This window comes from Kocuria sp. ICS0012, assembly GCF_001665945.1.
Taxonomy (GTDB): domain Bacteria; phylum Actinomycetota; class Actinomycetes; order Actinomycetales; family Micrococcaceae; genus Kocuria; species Kocuria marina.
On the sequence record NZ_LZMM01000046.1, the window covers coordinates 48,033 to 65,209 of the forward strand.

The 17,177-nt window shown below is 71.2% G+C and carries 12 protein-coding genes; 5 read left to right on the top strand and 7 right to left on the bottom strand.

Annotation, left to right across the window (positions count from 1 at the left end):
* Positions 1–147 precede the first annotated feature (147 nt).
* From A5728_RS07435 to A5728_RS14100, 4 genes are all read right to left on the bottom strand, one after another.
* Positions 148–348: a hypothetical protein gene (locus A5728_RS07435; RefSeq protein WP_064846442.1), complete on the bottom strand. Its 201-nt coding sequence runs from the start codon at positions 346–348 to the stop codon at positions 148–150.
* A 71-nt stretch (positions 349–419) separates the two neighbouring features.
* A complete protein-coding gene (locus tag A5728_RS07440; protein ID WP_064846443.1) occupies positions 420–1,742 on the bottom strand; it encodes a VWA domain-containing protein in 1,323 nt (440 codons plus the stop codon).
* 244 nt (positions 1,743–1,986) lie between these two features.
* Complete coding sequence (locus A5728_RS07445) at positions 1,987–4,650, bottom strand: excinuclease ABC subunit UvrA (protein WP_064846568.1); 2,664 nt, start codon at positions 4,648–4,650, stop codon at positions 1,987–1,989.
* A gap of 739 nt (positions 4,651–5,389) precedes the next feature.
* The gene (locus A5728_RS14100; RefSeq protein ID WP_064846445.1) at positions 5,390–6,442 is read right to left on the bottom strand and encodes a hypothetical protein; all 1,053 of its coding nucleotides are present in this window, start codon (positions 6,440–6,442) and stop codon (positions 5,390–5,392) included.
* A gap of 75 nt (positions 6,443–6,517) precedes the next feature.
* Between A5728_RS14100 and A5728_RS07460 the strand changes: the two genes are divergently transcribed.
* On the top strand, positions 6,518–7,756 hold the full coding sequence (locus A5728_RS07460) for an MFS transporter (protein ID WP_082943316.1): 1,239 nt from the start codon (positions 6,518–6,520) through the stop codon (positions 7,754–7,756).
* 132 nt (positions 7,757–7,888) lie between these two features.
* Entirely contained in the window at positions 7,889–9,691 is a 1,803-nt protein-coding gene (locus A5728_RS07465; protein WP_064846446.1) for an ABC-ATPase domain-containing protein, read from the top strand.
* A 170-nt stretch (positions 9,692–9,861) separates the two neighbouring features.
* Here the strand turns inward: A5728_RS07465 and A5728_RS07470 are convergent, their stop codons facing one another.
* Complete coding sequence (locus A5728_RS07470; RefSeq protein ID WP_064846447.1) at positions 9,862–11,424, bottom strand: nucleobase:cation symporter-2 family protein; 1,563 nt, start codon at positions 11,422–11,424, stop codon at positions 9,862–9,864.
* A 98-nt stretch (positions 11,425–11,522) separates the two neighbouring features.
* On the opposite strand from A5728_RS07470, the gene A5728_RS07475 reads away from it, so the two are divergent.
* Positions 11,523–12,026 (top strand): phosphoribosyltransferase, encoded by a 504-nt coding sequence (locus A5728_RS07475; protein ID WP_064846448.1) that lies wholly within the window; start codon positions 11,523–11,525, stop codon positions 12,024–12,026.
* Positions 12,027–12,158: 132 nt separating this feature from the next.
* Here A5728_RS07475 and A5728_RS07480 read toward each other — a convergent pair whose 3' ends face one another.
* On the bottom strand, positions 12,159–13,391 hold the full coding sequence (locus tag A5728_RS07480; protein WP_064846449.1) for an acetate/propionate family kinase: 1,233 nt from the start codon (positions 13,389–13,391) through the stop codon (positions 12,159–12,161).
* A gap of 118 nt (positions 13,392–13,509) precedes the next feature.
* Positions 13,510–15,603 (bottom strand): phosphate acetyltransferase, encoded by a 2,094-nt coding sequence (gene pta, locus A5728_RS07485; RefSeq protein WP_064846450.1) that lies wholly within the window; start codon positions 15,601–15,603, stop codon positions 13,510–13,512.
* Between the two features lie 195 nt (positions 15,604–15,798).
* Between pta and A5728_RS07490 the strand changes: the two genes are divergently transcribed.
* Positions 15,799–16,152: a thiamine-binding protein gene (locus A5728_RS07490; protein ID WP_064846451.1), complete on the top strand. Its 354-nt coding sequence runs from the start codon at positions 15,799–15,801 to the stop codon at positions 16,150–16,152.
* Positions 16,153–16,233: 81 nt separating this feature from the next.
* Entirely contained in the window at positions 16,234–17,169 is a 936-nt protein-coding gene (locus tag A5728_RS07495; RefSeq protein ID WP_064846452.1) for a spermidine synthase, read from the top strand.
* The last annotated feature ends 8 nt before the right edge of the window (positions 17,170–17,177 follow it).

The following is a 17,177-nucleotide window of genomic DNA, read 5'->3' on the forward strand; positions in this document are numbered from 1 at the left end:
CGGTGGCGTCGCCCCTGACGCCTGACCGACCACGAGTCGCGCTCCCGATTCACGGGGGCGCGGCTCGTGCCGTGAGGGGCGGTCCCTGTGCGCCGCTCCCCGGCCCACGGTGCGGCTCCTGGCCCCGGGGCATTTCGCGCCTCAGATTCACCGCCCCCTGGTGTTCTCCTTCTGCTGCCGCCACGTCAGCCCACCGGTCACCATCACGAGCACCGCCACCAGCAGGAGGGCCCACCCGATGAGACCGCGCCAGGCGACGTCGGTGAACGTGAGGAGAGTCGCCGCCAGCACGGCCAGGAGGGCGCCGGGGAAGTAGAGCCGGGTCCGTCGTGAGGCCTGGGCAGTCATGTCTCCACGGTACCGAGGGCCAGGGCACGGGAGCATTGGCCGAACGGGTTGGCGCTTGCCGGAGGACCGGGTCACTCGCTCGTGAGCGCCTTCACGAACACGTCCTGGATATCCTCCGGGGTGCGGGCGATGTGCGAGGAGCCGCCCGTGGCCTCCGCGATCTGCTTCAGGACGTCCTCGTCCGCGTCCTTCGAGATGCCCACGGTGATGATGCGCACGGGGTTGTCCGGGTCCTGCTCGTCCTTGAGCGTGGTGAGCAGGTTGTCGAGGGAGATGGAGCCGGGGTCGTGGTTCATGCCGTCGGTCAGGACGATCACCGTGCGCAGATGCCCGGGGGCGTCTTCGTGGAGCACCTCGCGGTAGGCGGCCAGGGTGGTGTCGTACAGGCCGGTGTAGCCGTCCGGGGCGTAGGTCAGGGACTCCGCGTCCCGGGAGAGCTGGTCCCGCTGGGTGCCGCCGTCCACCGACGCGGAGAGCTCGCGCACCGGGGTGAGGGAGCGGTAGTCCTTGTCCCCGTCCAGGTGCCGCTGGAAGGTCCACAGGCCGAGGGCGTCGTGCTCGGGGAACAGCCCCACGGCGGTCGCGGCGGCGGCCTTCGTCAGATCCATGCGGGTGGAGCCGTCCTGGTCCACCTTCTCGCCCATGGACCCGGAGGCGTCGATCGCCACGAGTGCGTGGAACGGTTCCGCCAGGTGCTGCCACTGGGCGAGCGCCTGCTGCAGGGCGGCGTCGTCCGCGGTGGGGGCGTCGTCGCCGGGGGTGCTCGCCACGAGCTCCGTGTCCGCGTTGCGGGAGCGGTAGGCGTCCCACTCCGCGCGAGAAACCACGGTCGCGCTGCGCGGCGGGGCGCCGGAGGCCGCGCCCGCGGCCAGGGCAGGGCTCAGCGGGCTCGGGCTGGCGGTGGTCGCCGCGGTGGAGTGCTTGACGAGCTGCTCGAGCCGCTCGTCGGCACTGCGCACGGGCGCGGCGTCGCCCTCCGTGCGCGCACGGAATTTCAGGGCCTCGTCCGTGGCGGCCTTATCCGCGCGCCCGTTCTCGGCCTCGCCCAGCGCACGGGAGACCAGCTCGCGCGTGCCGGCGTCCTCCTGGGGGCGCCCCAGCTCCACGTTGCTGTCCTGCAGCACGGCGGACCAGGTGGTCGCGCTGGTCTTGGCGCGGGCAACGACGACGGGCTCCCCACCCGCCGTACTCGCGTCACCGGACGCGGCGCTCGAGGCGGCGTCCGAGGGGTTCTCGCTCGCGGCGTCGTCCCCGCGCGGGATCAGGAAGACGGCGGCGAGCAGCAGCAGGACGGCCACCAGGCCCAGGGCCAGCCAGGTCAGCAGCGTGCCGCTCGGCCCGCGGCGTTCGGCGCGGTGCGCTCCGCGGTGCCGGTGCGTTCCAGGATCGGTCATCTCGGTGTTCCCCCGTCTCGTGCGTCACGGCCCCTGCGGGCGGTGGTGCATGGCCAGCCCGCTGCCCGCAGTGATGCGGCCGCGGTGCGTCCCCACGCCGTGGTGAGGTGGCACACACGACGTCTTCCCCGGGGACAACATTACGAGGTTTCGACGACGCCGCGGCGGCATGACGCCGTTTGGCGCCGCCGCTGGGGCCGGGCCATCCCCCTGCCCGTGCAGACCACCCGGCCCGACCGCCGGGTCAGCCCAGCACGGCCCGCAGGTACGGTGCAGTGGCGCTGTCCGGGTGCGCCGCGACGTCGGCGGGAGTGCCCGCGACAACCACCCGCCCGCCGTCCGAGCCGGCACCCGGGCCCATGTCGATCACGTGATCGGCCTGGGCAACCATGCGCATGTCCAGCTCGGCCATGACCACCGTGTTGCCCGCGTCTGCCAGCCCCTGCAGGTGGTTCATGAGCCGGTCGCTGTCCGCGGGGTGCAGTCCGGCGGTGGGCTCGTCCAGCACGTAGAGCGTGTCCCCGCGCGAGGCCCGCTGCAGCTCGGAGGCGAGCTTGACCCGCTGCGCCTCCCCGCCGGAGAGCTCGGTGGCGGGCTGGCCCAGCCGCAGGTAGCCGAGTCCCACGTCCCGCAGCACGCCCAGGGTGTGGTGGACGGCGTCCTCGCCCTCGAAGAACGTGTGCGCCTCGTCCACGCTCATGGCCAGCACATCCGCCACGGAGCGCTCCCGCCACAGCACCTCCAGGGTCTCGGCCTTGTAGCGGGTGCCGTGGCAGTCCGGGCAGGGTGCGTAGATGCTCGGCAGGAACAGCAGCTCCACCATCACGCTGCCCTCGCCCTCGCACGTGGGGCAGCGCCCGCCGGCCACGTTGAACGAGAACCGCCCGGCCTTGTAACCGCGCCGTTTCGCCTCGTCCGTGGCGGCGTAGAGCTTGCGGACGGCGTCGAACAGCCCGGTATAGGTGGCCACGTTGGAGCGCGGGGTGCGCCCGATGGGCTTCTGGTCGATCACGACGACGCGCCGCACGCTCCCCGGCAGGGAGACGACGTGCCCGCGCACCTCGTCCGCGGCGTCGTCGGCGGTCAGCAGGTCCGCCTCCGGGTCCCCGGTGATCTCCGTGTCCTCCTGGCCGCCGTGGCCCAGCCGCTCGCGCACCAGCACCGGCAGCGCCTGACTGACCAGGCTGGACTTGCCCGAGCCGGAGATGCCGGTGACGGCGGTGAGGCACCCAGCGGGAAGGCTCACGCCCAGGCCGCGCAGGTTGTTGCGCGTGACGCCTTCGAGCTGCAGCCACCCCTGCGGCGTGCGGGGCTCGCGTGCCTCGGCCGACGGCGCGTGCTCGGCGAAGAGGTAGCGGCGTGTCGCGGACTCGGGAACTTCCGCGAGACCGCTCGGCTTACCGCTGTAGAGCACCCGCCCGCCGCGCTCGCCGGCGTCCGGGCCGATGTCCACGAGCCAGTCCGCCTCGTGGATCACGGTCAGGGAGTGCTCCACCACGAACAGACTGTTGCCGCGGTCCTTGAGCCCGTGCAGGATCCCGATGAGCGCGTCCAGGTCCCGGGGGTGCAGACCTGCGGAGGGCTCGTCCAACACGTAGACCACCCCGAAGAGCTGGGAGGAGAGCTGTGTGGCCAGCCGCAGCCGCTGCCGCTCACCACCGGAGAGTGTGGGCGTGGTGCGGTCCAGGGAGAGGTAGCCCAGGCCCAGGTCGATCATGGGCTGCAGCCGCGCCACGAGGTCCGCGGCGAGGCGCTGCGCGGCGGCCCGCTTCTCCACGGAGAGGTTCGGGGTGCGCCGGACGTCCGGGGCGGCGTCGTGCGAGGCACCGCCCTCCGCGACCCGCGAGGCGGTGGAGGCGGCGCGGGCTTCGGTGTCGAGCACGCGGTCCTCCAAGTGCTGGGCCTCACCCGGGGTCCAGTCCTCGGCGGTCACCGAGCGCGCGATCTCCGCCACGCGTGCGAGCGGCAGGTGCGAGAACTCCGCGATGTCCAGGCCCTCGAACGTCACGGACAGGGACTCGTGCTTGATCTTCTTGCCGTGGCACTCCGGACACAGTTCGCTCGTGAGGTACTGGGCCGCGCGCTTCTTGGTGCTCGGGCTCTTCGCGTTGGCGAAGGTGTCCAGCACGTAGCGCCGCGCCCCGATGAACGTGCCCTGGTACGTGGCCTCCACACCCTTCTCCTGGGCCTTGCGCGTCTGGTTCGGGGTGAGCCCGCGGTACACGCCCACCGTGGGGCGGTCCTCGGTGTAGAGAATCCAGTCCCGGTCCTTCTTCGGCAGGTCCTTCCAAGGGGTGTCCACGTCGTAGCCCAGGGAGACCAGGATGTCCCGCTGGTTCTGCCCCGCCCACGCCACGGGCCAGGAGGCAACGGCGCGCTCACGGATGGTCAGCGACGGGTCCGGGACCATGGTGTCCTCGGTGACCTCGTAGACCCGCCCGATCCCGTGGCACGTGGGGCACGCGCCCTGCACAGTGTTCGCGGAGAAGTCCTCCGCGTAGAGCATGGCCTGTTCCGGCGGGTACCAACCGGCGCGAGAGTACAGCATCCGGACCAGGCTCGACAGCGTGGTCACGGTGGCCACGTCCGAGCGCGCTCCGCCCCCGCCGCGCTGCTGCTGGAGGGCGACGGCGGGCGGCAGCCCCTCAATCACGTCCACGTCCGGGACACCCGCCTGGTCGATCAGCCGGCGCGCGTACGGCGCCACGGACTCCAGGTAGCGTCGCTGCGACTCCGCGAACAGCGTGCCGAACGCGAGGGACGACTTCCCCGAGCCGGACACCCCCGTGAACACCACGATGGAGTCCCGGGGCAGGTCCAGGGAGACGTCCCGGAGGTTGTTCTGGCGCGCGCCGCGCACCACCACGCCGTGCTGCCAGAATGCGGTGCCGTTCTGTTCAGTAGTCACCTGGTCCACGCTACCCGGGGGTTCCGTCAGGCGGAGCGGGCCTGCCCTTCGGCGGTGTCCGGCATGGGGGACAACCAGCCATACAGCGTCCTCAACACCGTCGACATCCCCGCGGGCGCCGCATGACCGCCCATCACCACGGGGCGCGGTCGAGTGCTGCTCGAATACACCGCAGAGCGGCCCGGACCGCGGCCGCGCTCGCCCCGATTGAGCACCATGGGAAGGACGTGGACTTCGAGCGCACGGGTATTCTCAACCCGGCCGGGGAGCCTCACCGGGTGCAGTGGCTGAACGAGCCCCATGCCGAGGACGGTTCCAGCGTCTTCCTGGATGAGCGCGTGGTGCGTGGGCAGGTCCGCTCCCCACGTACCCCGCCGGGCGGTGGAGGAAGCGGAGGTGTGCCATGGTCCACCCCGCCACACTGGCCCGGGTGGTCACGGAGCTGGGTGGCGGGATCCACGAATACAGCCGCGTGACCGAGCTGGACACCTCGGGTGACGGCGTGGTGGCCCGCACTGACGCCGGGCTCGTGGGGGCGCCTCGTGCCGTGCTGGCCACCAACGTGTTCCCGTCCCTGCTCGAGCGCGACAGGCTCAAGACCGTCCCGGTCTCCGACTACGCGCTGATGACCGAGCCGCTCACCGACGGGCAGCTGGACTCGATCGGGTGGCGCAACAGGCAGGGCCTGGCGGATCTGGCCAACCTACCGGCCCGGCGGGGGTCGGCGGTCCTGAAGCGGTCAGAACAGGAGCACCAGCACCACGATGACCGCCACGATCACTGCGAACACGATGGCCCAGTTGCGGGCCACGTGGCGGTCCTCGGCCCGGGTCTGCTCGCTGTCCGGGTCCCGGTCCGCGTACCGGTCGCTGCCCACGCCGTAATACAGCTCGTTGGTGGACGGTTCGCGCGGGGGCACCGGCGGTCCGTGGCGGTCGGGCGAGCCCGAGGGACCGGCCGGGTGGGCGGCGTCGTTCCCGTCCTGGGACTCGCCGCCGGTGGGACGTCCCGAGAGGCTGCCCGGCTCCCAGGTCTGCCGCGGTGCGTTGGCGCCGGGGCCCGCGATCGAGTCGCGCACGGGCACACCCTCGCCCGGGTAGCGATGTCCGGGCCGGGAGGGCTCGTCCAGCTCGTCCTCACCCAGCATCTCGGAGGCCGGGATGCCGGTGGTCGTGACCGCGGGGCCCTGCGAGCCGACGGGACCCTGCGGCGTCGGCATCGAACCGGGCGCGGACGACGCCGCCGCTCCGCCGTCCCGGGGGTTGTCCGCCGCCGCGCGCAGCACTTCCGAGAAACGGGCCAGTGGCTCCCGCTGCGCGGGTGCCGCGTCGTGGGCGACCTGGTCCGCGCGATCCGCGACGGAACGCAGCACTGCAGTGTCGGACAGCCCGAGATCCCGGGCCGCCATGGCGAGTTCGAGGGGCGGGTGAGAAGGGTCCGCGGTGGTGGCCCACTCCAGCAGGCCGGTGCGGACGGGGGAGGACAGGGATTCCCGCAGGGCGGGCTGGAGCGCCGGGACGTCCGCGAGCGCGAGCAGTTCGGACGGCGGGGTGCTGCCGTAGCCCTGGGCGGCCTGGTCCAGCGGGCCGCGGTGGCCGAAGAGGGCGGCGAGCATGGCGGCCGCCGCGTACCGGTCCTCCACGGTGCGCACGTCTGAAACGCGGCGCATCAGTTCCGCCTGGGCAGGGGAACCCGCCTGGCGGACCGTGTCCAGCAGTGCAGGGTCCGCGCGCACCAGCCGCGCCGGTTCCTGCAGGGCCCGGGCGAGCTCCGGATCCAGTGAGTCACTCATGACGTCCGCCTTTCTCAGTCGTGGGGAAAGCCTACGGGAGGTCGAGGGCGCGGTGCGGGGCTAGGGTGATCGACTGTGACCCGCACCCCATCCGCGCCGACGCGCAAGGCCCCCGGAATCCTGCTGGCGGTGCTCATGGCCGCGATGGCCGCCGGGCCGGTGTTCAACTACGGGGTGGGTGCGCTGAGCGCCACCATCGTGGAGAGCTACGGGATCACCGAGGGGCAGTATGGGTTCATCATCACGGCGGTGTTCGTGGTAGCGGGTCTCGCGGCACCGCTGCTGGGAGTGCTCGCGGACCGCATTGACACCCGCGTGCAGCTCACCCTGATCTTCGGGGGTGTGCTGGTGGCGTTCCTGCTCAGCGCCACGTGGCAGTCCTACGCCATGCTGCTGGTCGCGGCCCTGATTGCGGGTCTCGCGCAGTCCTTTTCCAACCCGGTGACCAACCGCATCGTCGCGCAGCGCGTGCCGCTGGCCCAGCGCTCCGCGTGGATGGGGTGGAAGCAGTCCGGGGTGCAGGTGGGTCTGCTGGTCGCGGGCCTCACGTTCCCGGTGGCGGGCGCGGCGTTCGGGTGGCGAGGTGCCGCACTGTTCGGCGCGCTGCTGTGCGTTCCCCTGCTCATCACGGGGTGGACCGTGGTCACCCGGCTACAGCGCCGCGCCCGAGAGAACACCCCGACGACGCCGCCCGCTCCCTCTCCCGTCGCGCCCTCCGCCGCGGCGTCGTCGGGGGCGCTGCCGCCCGCGGTGTGGCTGCTGACGCTGACGTCCTTCCTCAACGCGGTGGGCACGCAGGGCGTGAACGTGTACGCGTCCCTGTTCGCGGTGCGGGCCATGGGGTACACCGTCACGGTGGCCGGGTTGCTGCTGGGCATGATGGGGGTGATCGGGATCGGAAGCCGGATCGGGTGGGGCCGGGTGACCGGCAGGCTCGGCAGACCCGCACCGCTGATCCAGGTCATGAGCCTGGGCGGGATCGTGGGGCTCGGGCTGCTCGTGCTCGCGGAGACGACGCAGCAGCACTGGCTCATGTGGCTGGGCGTCGCCTTCCACGCCGCGCTGCCGCTGGCCGCGAACGTGGTGATCAACTCGGGAATCGTCGCCGCCGTGTCCGGGGAACGGATCGGTGTGGCGTCCGGACTGGTGGCCACCGGGATGTACCTGGGCTTCGCGCTGGGGCCCGTGGTGGTGGGCCAGCTCGTGGACCTCACGGGGGCGTTCACCGCCGGATGGGCCGCCATCGCCGGGGCATACGTGCTGTGCCTTGTGGCGGCGCTGGTGCTCGGGCGGGTGCAGGCACGCAGAGCCTGAGATGTGAACGGGGCCCGGGGCGCGCAGCGCTCGCTTGGGCCTGGTCCCCCCGGCCCGTTGCTTGTGGGAAACCGCACGGGGAGGCTGCCCTGCCGCGTGCCCCGGCCCCCGCACATGTGGTGCGATGGACCCATGAGCACACCTCGCACGGACCTCTCGCAGACCCTCCGCAGCCTGGATGGCAGCAGTTACAGCGCGTACAAGCAGCTCAAGGGTTTGTGGCGGCTCGGGGAGGTGGAGCTCGTCATGGACCGCGTGCAGTCGGACCCGTACGCCCCGCCGTCCCTCGCGCGCGTGCGGCTGCCCCTGCGCAGCACGGGGATCCCGAGTGGGCTGATCGCCTCGAAGGACCGACGCGTGGCGGCCGGGGACTTCCTCACCCGGCAGTTCTCCCGTGCCGCCCGTGAGCTGGGCCCGCGCGGTGGCAAGGACTCGGGCGGGATCTCCATCCAGAGCACTGGCCAGGAGATCCTCGAGCGCTCGTCCGTCGTGGTGCCGGACCCCGCGGCCACGGATGCGCACGTGGAGGTGCGCTGCGAGATCGCCCTGCCCGCCGCGGGCCGCCGCATCAAGGGCCATGCCGCGCACCGGCTGCTCACGGAGGTGCTGCCGGGCGTAGTCGAGCGCGCGCTGCGGTACGAGAACCTGGACGCCCGCGCCCTGCAGGCCCACGTGACCTCCCACCTGGACGCCCAGCACCTGCGGGAGCAGCTGCCGCAGCGTGGACTCGTGGCGTTCGTCGCGGACAGCGCCGTGCTGCCGCGCGCCTCCGGGCACCGGGACGAACCGCTGGCCCGGGGCGCCGTCCCGTTCGAGACGCCTCCGGAGCTGCGCGTGGAGCTCGAGCTCGAAGACGGGTCGACCGTGAGCGGCATGGGGATCCCCGAGGGCGTCACGGTGGTCGTGGGTGGCGGCTACCACGGCAAGTCCACGCTGCCGCAGGCCCTGGAGCGCGGGGTCTACAGCCACGTTCCCGGTGACGGCCGCGAACGCGTGGTCACCCTGCCGAGCGCCATGTCCGTGCGCGCGGAGGACGGCCGGGCCGTGAGCCACACGGACGTCTCGCCGTTCATCAACAACCTGCCCACCGGCGCGGACACCCGCGACTTCAGCACGTCCAACGCCTCCGGCTCCACGTCCCAGGCGGCGGCCACGGTGGAGGCCGTCGAGGCGCAGGCGGCGGTGCTCCTGCTGGACGAGGACACGTGCGCCACCAACCTCATGGTCCGGGACGAACGCATGCGCGCCATGGTTCCGGGCGAACGCGAGCCCATCACCCCGTTCGTGGACCGCGTGGGCGCCCTCTACACGGAACGTGGGGTGTCTTCGATCCTGGTCACGGGTGGCTCCGGGGCGTTCCTGGACGTCGCGGACCTGGTGATGGCCATGGACGCCTACCGCGCCGTGGATGTCACCGACCGCGCCCGGCAGGTGGTGCGGGACTTCCCGCGCCCCGAGGACATGCGTCCTGCGACATCCTTCGGGGAGATCCGCCCGCACGTTCCTGGCGGCGCCCCGGAAGCGCTCGGCACGGTCCCGGCCGAACGCGGTGCCACCCCGTCCGGACCAGGTGCCGCGGGGCACGACGCCTCCCGGTCCGGTCCGCGCCATGGCGCCACCCAGCAGGGCGGCAGGGACAAACCCGCTCGCGCTCGCGGTCTCGACACCATCCAGTGGGGCCGCGAGGACGTGGACCTCTCCGCGCTGAGCCAGCTCGTGGACCCTTCGCAGACGGAAGCGATTGCGCGGCTTCTGGAGGAGGTCGAGCGCACGGCCGACGGTCGCACTCTTCTGACCGAGCTGGTGGACGCGGCCCTGGAGCGGGTGGTGCGGGACGGACTGGACGCCCTGGCCCACCACAGGGGCCACCCGGGACATCTGGCGCTGCCCAGGGCACAGGACGTGGTGGCGGCCTACCACCGGGTGCGCCGATGAGGGGCAGCGCGTGACCCCGGCAGCGGTGTGCGTCCCCTCGTACGGCTGCTCCCTCGGAGCAGAGGAGGGGCAGAAATCCGCGGCGGTGGAGCACCGGCGGTGCACAGGCCGAGACTCGCGGAGGAGAAGGGGAGGAGAGGCGCGCAAGCGGGGAGCGACGTCGTCCGGGGTTAGTTATCCACCGCACGGCGAATGTCCTCTAGCGAAGTCAGCTCGCCCGCGTTGATGCGTTCGCGCACCGACTCGTACTGCTCCTGGGAGGACGCGAACGGAATCTCCTGCCCCTGGGCGTCCAGCAGGCGGCCGTCCACGAACTGGTCGCCGTCCTGCAGTGCGCCGGCCTCGCGCGGGGAGAGCACCCGCAGCCCCACGGTGTTCATGCCCATGGCCTCGGTGGTGCGCCGGCTGCGGCCCATCTCGTTGAAGAAGAAGTTCAGGAGCAGCGCGGCCACGGCGGCGGACGAGATACCGGAAGAGAAGATGATGCCCACCCAGTCGGGGAACGCGTCGTAGAAGGTGGGGACCACGATCGGGACCATGCCGAAGGACAGGGAGACGGCCACGATGATCAGGTTCATGCCGCCGCGGTAGTCCACGCGGGCCAGCGTGCGGATGCCCGAGGACATCACGGTGCCGAAGAGCACGAAGCCCGCACCGCCCATCACCGGCAGGGGGATGGCGGCGATGACCTGGCCGAGCACGGGCAGCATGCCCAGCAGCACCATGAACACGCCACCCAGGGCCACCACGTAGCGGCTCTTGACCTTGGTGATCGCCACCAGGCCCACGTTCTGCACGAACGCCGTCTGCGTGAAGGAGTTGAACACCGGCGCCACGGCGGAGGACAGCATGTCCGCGCGCAGCCCGTCCGCGATGCGTGCCGAGTTGATGCGCGAGCCCGTGATCTCGGACAGGGCCAGGATGTCAGCGGTGGTCTCCGCCATGTTCACCAGGATCACAATGCCCATGGCCACGATCGCCGCCATGTGGAACGTGGGTGCACCGAAGTGGAACGGGGAGGGCAGCGCAACCCACGGCCCCTGCCCCACGTGCGAAAAGTCCGCCATGCCGGTGGCCCACGCCACCACGGTGCCCACCACGATCGCCACCAGGATGGCCAGCCGTGACAGCACCGCTCCGCCGAACTTGGACAGCAGCAGCACGGCAAGCAGCGTGACCCCCGCCAGGGCGATGTTGCCCAGCGAGCCGTAGCCGGGTGCCTTCTCGTCCCCGCCCATGGACCACGACGCCGCCACGGGCACCAGGGTGATGCCAATGGTCGTAATGATGGACCCCGTGACCACGGGCGGAAAGAAGCGCAGCACGCGGGCAAAGAAGGGGGCCACCAGGAACCCGAAGGCGGAGGCCACCATGATGGAGCCCATCACCGACTGGATGCCGCCCCCCGTGGCCAGCACGGACAGCATCGTGGCGATCCCGGTGAAGGAGACCCCCTGCACGAGCGGCAGCTGGGAACCGATCCGCGGCAGCCCCCACGCCTGCAGGAACGTGGCGAACCCGCCCACGAACAGGGCGGCGGCCACGAGCAGGGCGGTGGTGGCGGCGTCGTACCCGGCGGCACTGGCCACCACGAGCGGCACGGCGATCAGACCGCCGTACATGGTGAGGATGTGCTGCACGGCGTACGCCACGGTGCGCCCGGCGCCCAGCCGTTCGTCCTCGGGGCGGGACCCTCGCTCGTGGGAAAGGGCGGGTGATGCGCTGCTGGGCATGAGGATCCTCGATCGGGGCAGTCGTGAGGGGACACGGAAAGTGTAGGCGGGCGCGGCGCGTGCAGTGCCCGCCGCGCAAAACCGACTACCCTACGGGAATGGCCTTTCACGCGGACTCCACCGAACTGGACAACAAGGAAATCCTGACCTGGGAGGGGTTCGGGACCGCCACCCGGGAACTCGCCCAGCAGATCGTGGACTCGGAATTCGTCCCGGACATCATCATCGCGGTGGCGCGCGGTGGTCTGCTGCCCGCCGGGGCGCTGTCCTACGCCATGGGCGTGAAGCTCTCTGACGCCGTGAACGTCGAGTTCTACACGGACGTCCACGAGACCCTTCCGGACCCGGTGCTGCTCGCCCCCATGCTGGACACGGACTCCATCAGCGACAAGAAGGTGCTGGTCGTGGACGACGTCGTGGACTCCGGACGCACCCTTTCCCTCGTGTTGGAGCTGCTGCGCGGCTATGGCGCCGAGTGCCGCTCCGCCGTGGTCTACGAGAAGCCCCGCTCGGAGGTCCGTCCGGACTTCTCTTGGAAGTCCACGGACGAGTGGATTGTCTTCCCGTGGTCCGCGCAAGAGCCGGTGACCAAGCAGGGCTGATCCGCCCGTCGGCGCCGCCCCGCGCGCTGCAAAGACTCAGCAGGTGCCGTCTACCGAACAGTAGATGGCACCTGCTCCGTTAAAGCACGCGATTGGGGGGGGTGGGGCGTGGGGGGTCTGGTGCGCGAGGTGTTACTTCTTGACCCGCTCCCACACCAGCCCGGCCGTGGCCTCCGCGATGGCCCGCTCCTCGTCCGTGGCCACCACGAGGACCTCGATTGCGGAGGTCTCCGCACTGATGCGGGCCACGTCCCCCCGGGGGGCCTCGTTGAGCGTGGGGTCCAGGGTGATCCCGAGCGCGCCCAACTGGTCGCACACCAGGGCGCGGAACTTGGGGGAGTTCTCGCCGATGCCCGCGGTGAAGATCAGCGCGTGGGCTCCACCGACTGCCACGTGGTAGCCGCCGATGTACTTCGCCAGGCGGTAGGCGGCCATGTCCAGTGCGAGCTGTGCCCGCCGGTCCCCGGAGCTGGCCCGCTGCGCCACGGCCCGCATGTCCGAGTCCCCGCAGACGCCCTGCAGACCGGACTCGTTGTTGAGGATTCGGTTCATGTCCTGGGCGCTCATCCCGGGGTTGCGCTCCAGCATGGCGGTGACCACGGAGGGGTCCAGGTCCCCGCTACGGGTGCCCATGACCAGTCCGGCCAGGGGGGTGTAGCCCATGGAGGTGTCGTAGGAGCGGCCCTCGCGGATGGCGGTGGCCGAGGCGCCGTTGCCCAGGTGGGCCACCACGGTGTTGAACTGTTCCCGCGGGATGCCCAGGAACTCGCAAGCCTTGCCGGTCACGTAGTCGTGCGAGGTGCCGTGGAAACCGTAGCGGCGCATCCCGTGTAGCTCGTACCACTGCTCGGGGACGGCGTAGCGCCAGGCCTTCTCGGGCATCGTGCGGTGGAAGGCGGTGTCGAACACGCACACCTGGGGCATCCCCGGATAGGTCTTCTGGATGGCCCGCAGTCCCAGGGCATGCGCGGGGTTGTGCAGCGGTGCCAGCGGGGCCAGCCGCTCGATCGCCCGGATGATCTCGTTGTTCACCAGCACGGGGGCGGAGAAGCGCTCGCCGCCGTGCACCACGCGGTGGCCCGCGGCGTCGATGGTGCGCCCGCCGAGCTCTTCGTCCAGACGCTGGGCGAGGATTTCCAGGGCCTGGGTGTGGTCCTGGATCTCCGACGTGCCGATGTTCTCGATCAGCCCCTTGGTGATCACCTCGCCGCCGGCCATTCCCGCCGTGGCCGTGGCGAGGGGGACGTTCTCGTCGATCGCGGGCATGGAGGAAGTGTAGGCCTGCGGTTCCCCGTCCGCCGGTTCGACCTCCCGCACCTGATACTTGATGGAGGACGAGCCGCAGTTGACGACCAGTACGAGCATGGTGGTTTCCCTTCGGCGGCGCGCGGGCCGCGGTTGCCAGTGGCGGAGTTCGGGGTTGACGACGCCGCTGCGTCACCAACGCGGGCACGGCGACCCCGCGCGCGGGGCCGCCGTGTCGTCACAGCGTTTGTGCTTGGATCGCGGTGATCGCGACCGTGTTGACGATGTCGTCCACGGTGCACCCGCGCGAGAGGTCGTTCACGGGTTTGCGCAGTCCCTGGAGCACGGGCCCCACGGCCACCGCGCCCGCCGACTGCTGCACGGCCTTGTACGTGTTGTTGCCCGTGTTCAGGTCCGGGAACACGAACACGGTGGCCTGCCCCGCGACGTGCGAGCCCGGCAGCTTGGACCTGGCTATCGAGGCGTCTACGGCAGCGTCGTACTGGATGGGGCCCTCCACCTCGAAGTCCGGGTTCGCGGCGCGCACGAGCTCGGTGGCCGCGCGCACCCGCTCCACGTCCTCCCCGGAACCGGACCCGCCGGTGGAGTAGGAGAGCATGGCCACGCGCGGCTCCACTCCGAACTCCCGGGCGGTCTGCGCGGAGGCCAGGGCGATGTCCGCGAGCTGCTGCTCGTCCGGGTTGGGGTTCACAGCGCAGTCGCCGTAGACGAGCACGCGGTCTGCGAGCAGCATGAAGAACACCGAGGAGACGATGTTCACGCCCTCCCGGGTCTTCACAAACTCGAGGGCCGGGCGGATGGTGTTCGCGGTGGTGTGTGCGGCGCCGGAGACCATTCCGTCCACGTCCCCCATCTGCACCATCATGGTCCCGAAGTAGGAACCGTCCATCATGCGCTCGAGCGCTTGCCCCGTGCTCACGCCCTTGTGGGAGCGCAGCCGCACGTACTCGTCCGCGTACTTCTCGCGCAGGGCGTCGTCGTGCTGGAAGTCCACGAGGTCCAGGCCGTCGGCGTCGAAGTCGAGCTCGATGCCCTCGGACTGCGCGAGCGATCGGACCGTCTCGGGATCGCCCAGCACGGTGAGGTCGCAGAAGTTGCGCCGGTGGATGAGCTCCGCGGCGCGCAGGATGCGGGGGTCGTCTCCCTCGGGCAGTACGATCCGCTTGCGGTCCGCCCGCGCGGACTCCACGAGCTCGTGCAGGAACCGCAGGGGGGTGCGCCGCACGGGCCGCGGCAGGGTGAGCCGCCCCGAGAGCTCGTCGCTGTCCACGTGCTCCGCCCACGCGCCGCGCGCGGCGGCGATCTTGCGGGAGTGCGCGCCGGCCAGGGTGCCGCGCGTGCCGGCCACGGCCTGCGCGGTGGTGAAGGTGTCCTGCTCGGCGGTCAGCACGGGGAATGGAGCCGCGCCCAGCAGCGAGCCCACCGCGCCGGCGGGCCGGAAGCCTCCGGTCAGCAGCATCCCGGCGGGCACCGGCAGCGTGGGCGCCAACGACGACGCCAGGGTTGCCGAGACCACGTCCGTCCGGTCCCCGGGGGTGATCACCAGGTCCCCGTCCGCAATCTGGTCCAGGAAGTTCCCGGCGGTCATCGCGGCCACCTTCACGGCCTTGATGTCGCGGTCCAGGGACGTGGAGTTGAAGTCCGTGCCGTAGCCCTGGGCATCCACGAGCTCGGCGACGGTGGGGTTCGAGATCGCGGGGATCTCCGGGATCACGTACGCGGGGAGGTTGTGGTTGCCGGGCTTGGCCTCCCGGCGGATCTGCTCCGCCTGCTCCGGGTCCGCGCGGTTGACGATCACGGCGTAGATGTCGCACCCGGCCTGGCGCAGCTCAGTGCGGGTCACGTCGATCGCGTTGAGCACGTCCTTCACACGCCCGGACTCGTGGGCTCCGATCACCGCGGCCACACTGCACCCCATGTTGTTGGCCAGGCGGGCGTTGAGGTCGAACTCGGCGGTGACCGCGTTGTGGGCCAGCAGGTCGGTGCCGTCAACGACGATCACATCGCACTCCAGCGCCATCTCGGAGTACACGGCCATGGCGGCGGAGTCGAGGTCATCGTGCTCACCGGAGGCGAGGATCTCACGGCAGCGCTCCAGGGACACCGCGCCCCGGCACCGGGAGTCCGGGAGGTCGAAGGTGCGCTTCATCAGCTGCAGCACGGGATCCTCCTCGGGGGAGGTGCCGTCGAAAACCGGGCGGAAGAAGCCCAGGGCGTCCGTGCGCTTGAACATGGTGTCCGTGAGCCCCAGTGCCACCAGCGTCTTGCCGCTCAGCGGTGTCATCGCGGAGATGTAGATGCCCTGCGTCATGGAACGAACTCCCTCACGGTCGACTGGCTGTACGTCCCAGTCTAGGGAACCCACCCCCGGCCACGAGTCGTCCCACCGGGCTGGTTTCGTACGAAAATCGCATGAACAGGCGGTGTGCGGGCCTCGGGGCCGACGCCGAGGGAACACATTGTGGCGGGGGTCGCGCTCGCCCGACACCGGTGCGAGACTGGATCCATGTTGGTTGCCTTCTCAGTTTCCCCCAGCGGCGGGGACAACCCGGACGCCTCCGTCCACGACGCGGTGGCCGCGGCGGTGCACGTGGTGCGCGAGTCCGGGCTGCCCAACCGCACAGATTCCATGTTCACCACCATCGAGGGTGAGTGGGACGAGTGCATGGCCGTGGTCAAGGAAGCCACGGCCGCGGTGGCCGATTACGGCCCGCGTGTGTCCCTCGTGCTCAAGGCGGACATCCGCCCGGGGCACACCGGTGAGCTCGCGGGCAAGGTGGAGCGCCTCGAGTCCGCCCTGCACACCCACGAGCTCGGTAGGTCCCAGGAGCGGCGCGGGATCACGACCGGTGACAAGTAGCGGCCTCCCCACCCTGTGCGTGTCCAGCGGCGAGCGCGCGGGTGAGCACGAGCGGACGAGCACGCGGGTGACGTCACACAGGTGAGCAGGAAGAACCGGAAGAAGGGCACGGAAGCGGGTGGCGCGGCGTCGTCGTCGGATGCTCCGGGGCTCGTGGAGCGCACCTGGACCACGGACACCGGGACCGTGGAACTGCAGCGGGATCCCTACGTGCCGGGAGCGTGGTTGCTGCGCGTGAACGGGGTGCCGTCCTCGCACATCGTCCCGGACCGCCCGGACCAGCTCGAGTTCGAGTACATGCGCTGGTTCTCCACCGTGGTCGAGGAGCACGTGAGCACGCATCTGAACCCCACCTCGCTGCGGGTCCTGCACCTGGGCGGGGGCGCGTGTTCCATGGCCCGCTACCTCGCATGGCGCTACCCGCAAGCGCGGCAGGTGGTCGTGGAGTTCGACGCCGCTCTCACGCGCCTCGTGCGCGAATGGCTCGATCTGCCCCGCGCACCGCTGCTGCGAATCCGCGCGGGCGAGGCCCGGGAGGTCACGGAGACACTCACGGAGGACTCGCGCGACGTCGTGCTGCGGGACGTCTTCGCGGGGGAGCAGACCCCGGGACACCTGCGCACGGTGGAGTTCACCCGGCACGTGGACCGGGTGCTCTCCCCGGACGGGATCTACGTGCTGAACGTGGGGGACACTCGCAACCTCAAGGGCACACGCGCGGAGATCGCCGCGTTGCTCGAGGTCTTCGAGCACGTGGCCGCCGTCGCGGATCCCGCGATGCTCAAGGGCCGCCGCTACGGCAACGTGGTGCTCGCGGCCTCCCGCGCCGCCCTGCCCGCGGCCGGTTCCGCCGACGCCGCCGCGCTGGCCCGCGAGCTGCTCGGCGGTTCCCTGCCGGCCCAGTACAAGGACACCGCGTGGTGCCGCGAACTGGCCGCCGGCACCCAGCCGTGGCACGACAAGCCGGCGGACCCGGTGCCCGAGGGGCCGGTGACGGGCGGAGACGACGCCGCGTAGCGCCGTCG

Bases quoted from the DNA above. Each gene is read 5' to 3' on its own strand.
- A5728_RS07470 (WP_064846447.1), bottom strand. From the start codon at position 11,424: ATGCCCAGCAGCGCATCACCCGCCCTTTCCCACGAGCGAGGGTCCCGC.
- A5728_RS07465 (WP_064846446.1), top strand. From the start codon at position 7,889: ATGAGCACACCTCGCACGGACCTCTCGCAGACCCTCCGCAGCCTGGAT.
- A5728_RS07490 (WP_064846451.1), top strand. From the start codon at position 15,799: ATGTTGGTTGCCTTCTCAGTTTCCCCCAGCGGCGGGGACAACCCGGAC.
- A5728_RS07440 (WP_064846443.1), bottom strand. From the start codon at position 1,742: ATGACCGATCCTGGAACGCACCGGCACCGCGGAGCGCACCGCGCCGAA.
- A5728_RS07475 (WP_064846448.1), top strand. From the start codon at position 11,523: ATGGCCTTTCACGCGGACTCCACCGAACTGGACAACAAGGAAATCCTG.
- A5728_RS14100 (WP_064846445.1), bottom strand. From the start codon at position 6,442: ATGAGTGACTCACTGGATCCGGAGCTCGCCCGGGCCCTGCAGGAACCG.
- A5728_RS07480 (WP_064846449.1), bottom strand. From the start codon at position 13,391: ATGCTCGTACTGGTCGTCAACTGCGGCTCGTCCTCCATCAAGTATCAG.
- pta (WP_064846450.1), bottom strand. From the start codon at position 15,603: ATGACGCAGGGCATCTACATCTCCGCGATGACACCGCTGAGCGGCAAG.
- A5728_RS07435 (WP_064846442.1), bottom strand. From the start codon at position 348: ATGACTGCCCAGGCCTCACGACGGACCCGGCTCTACTTCCCCGGCGCC.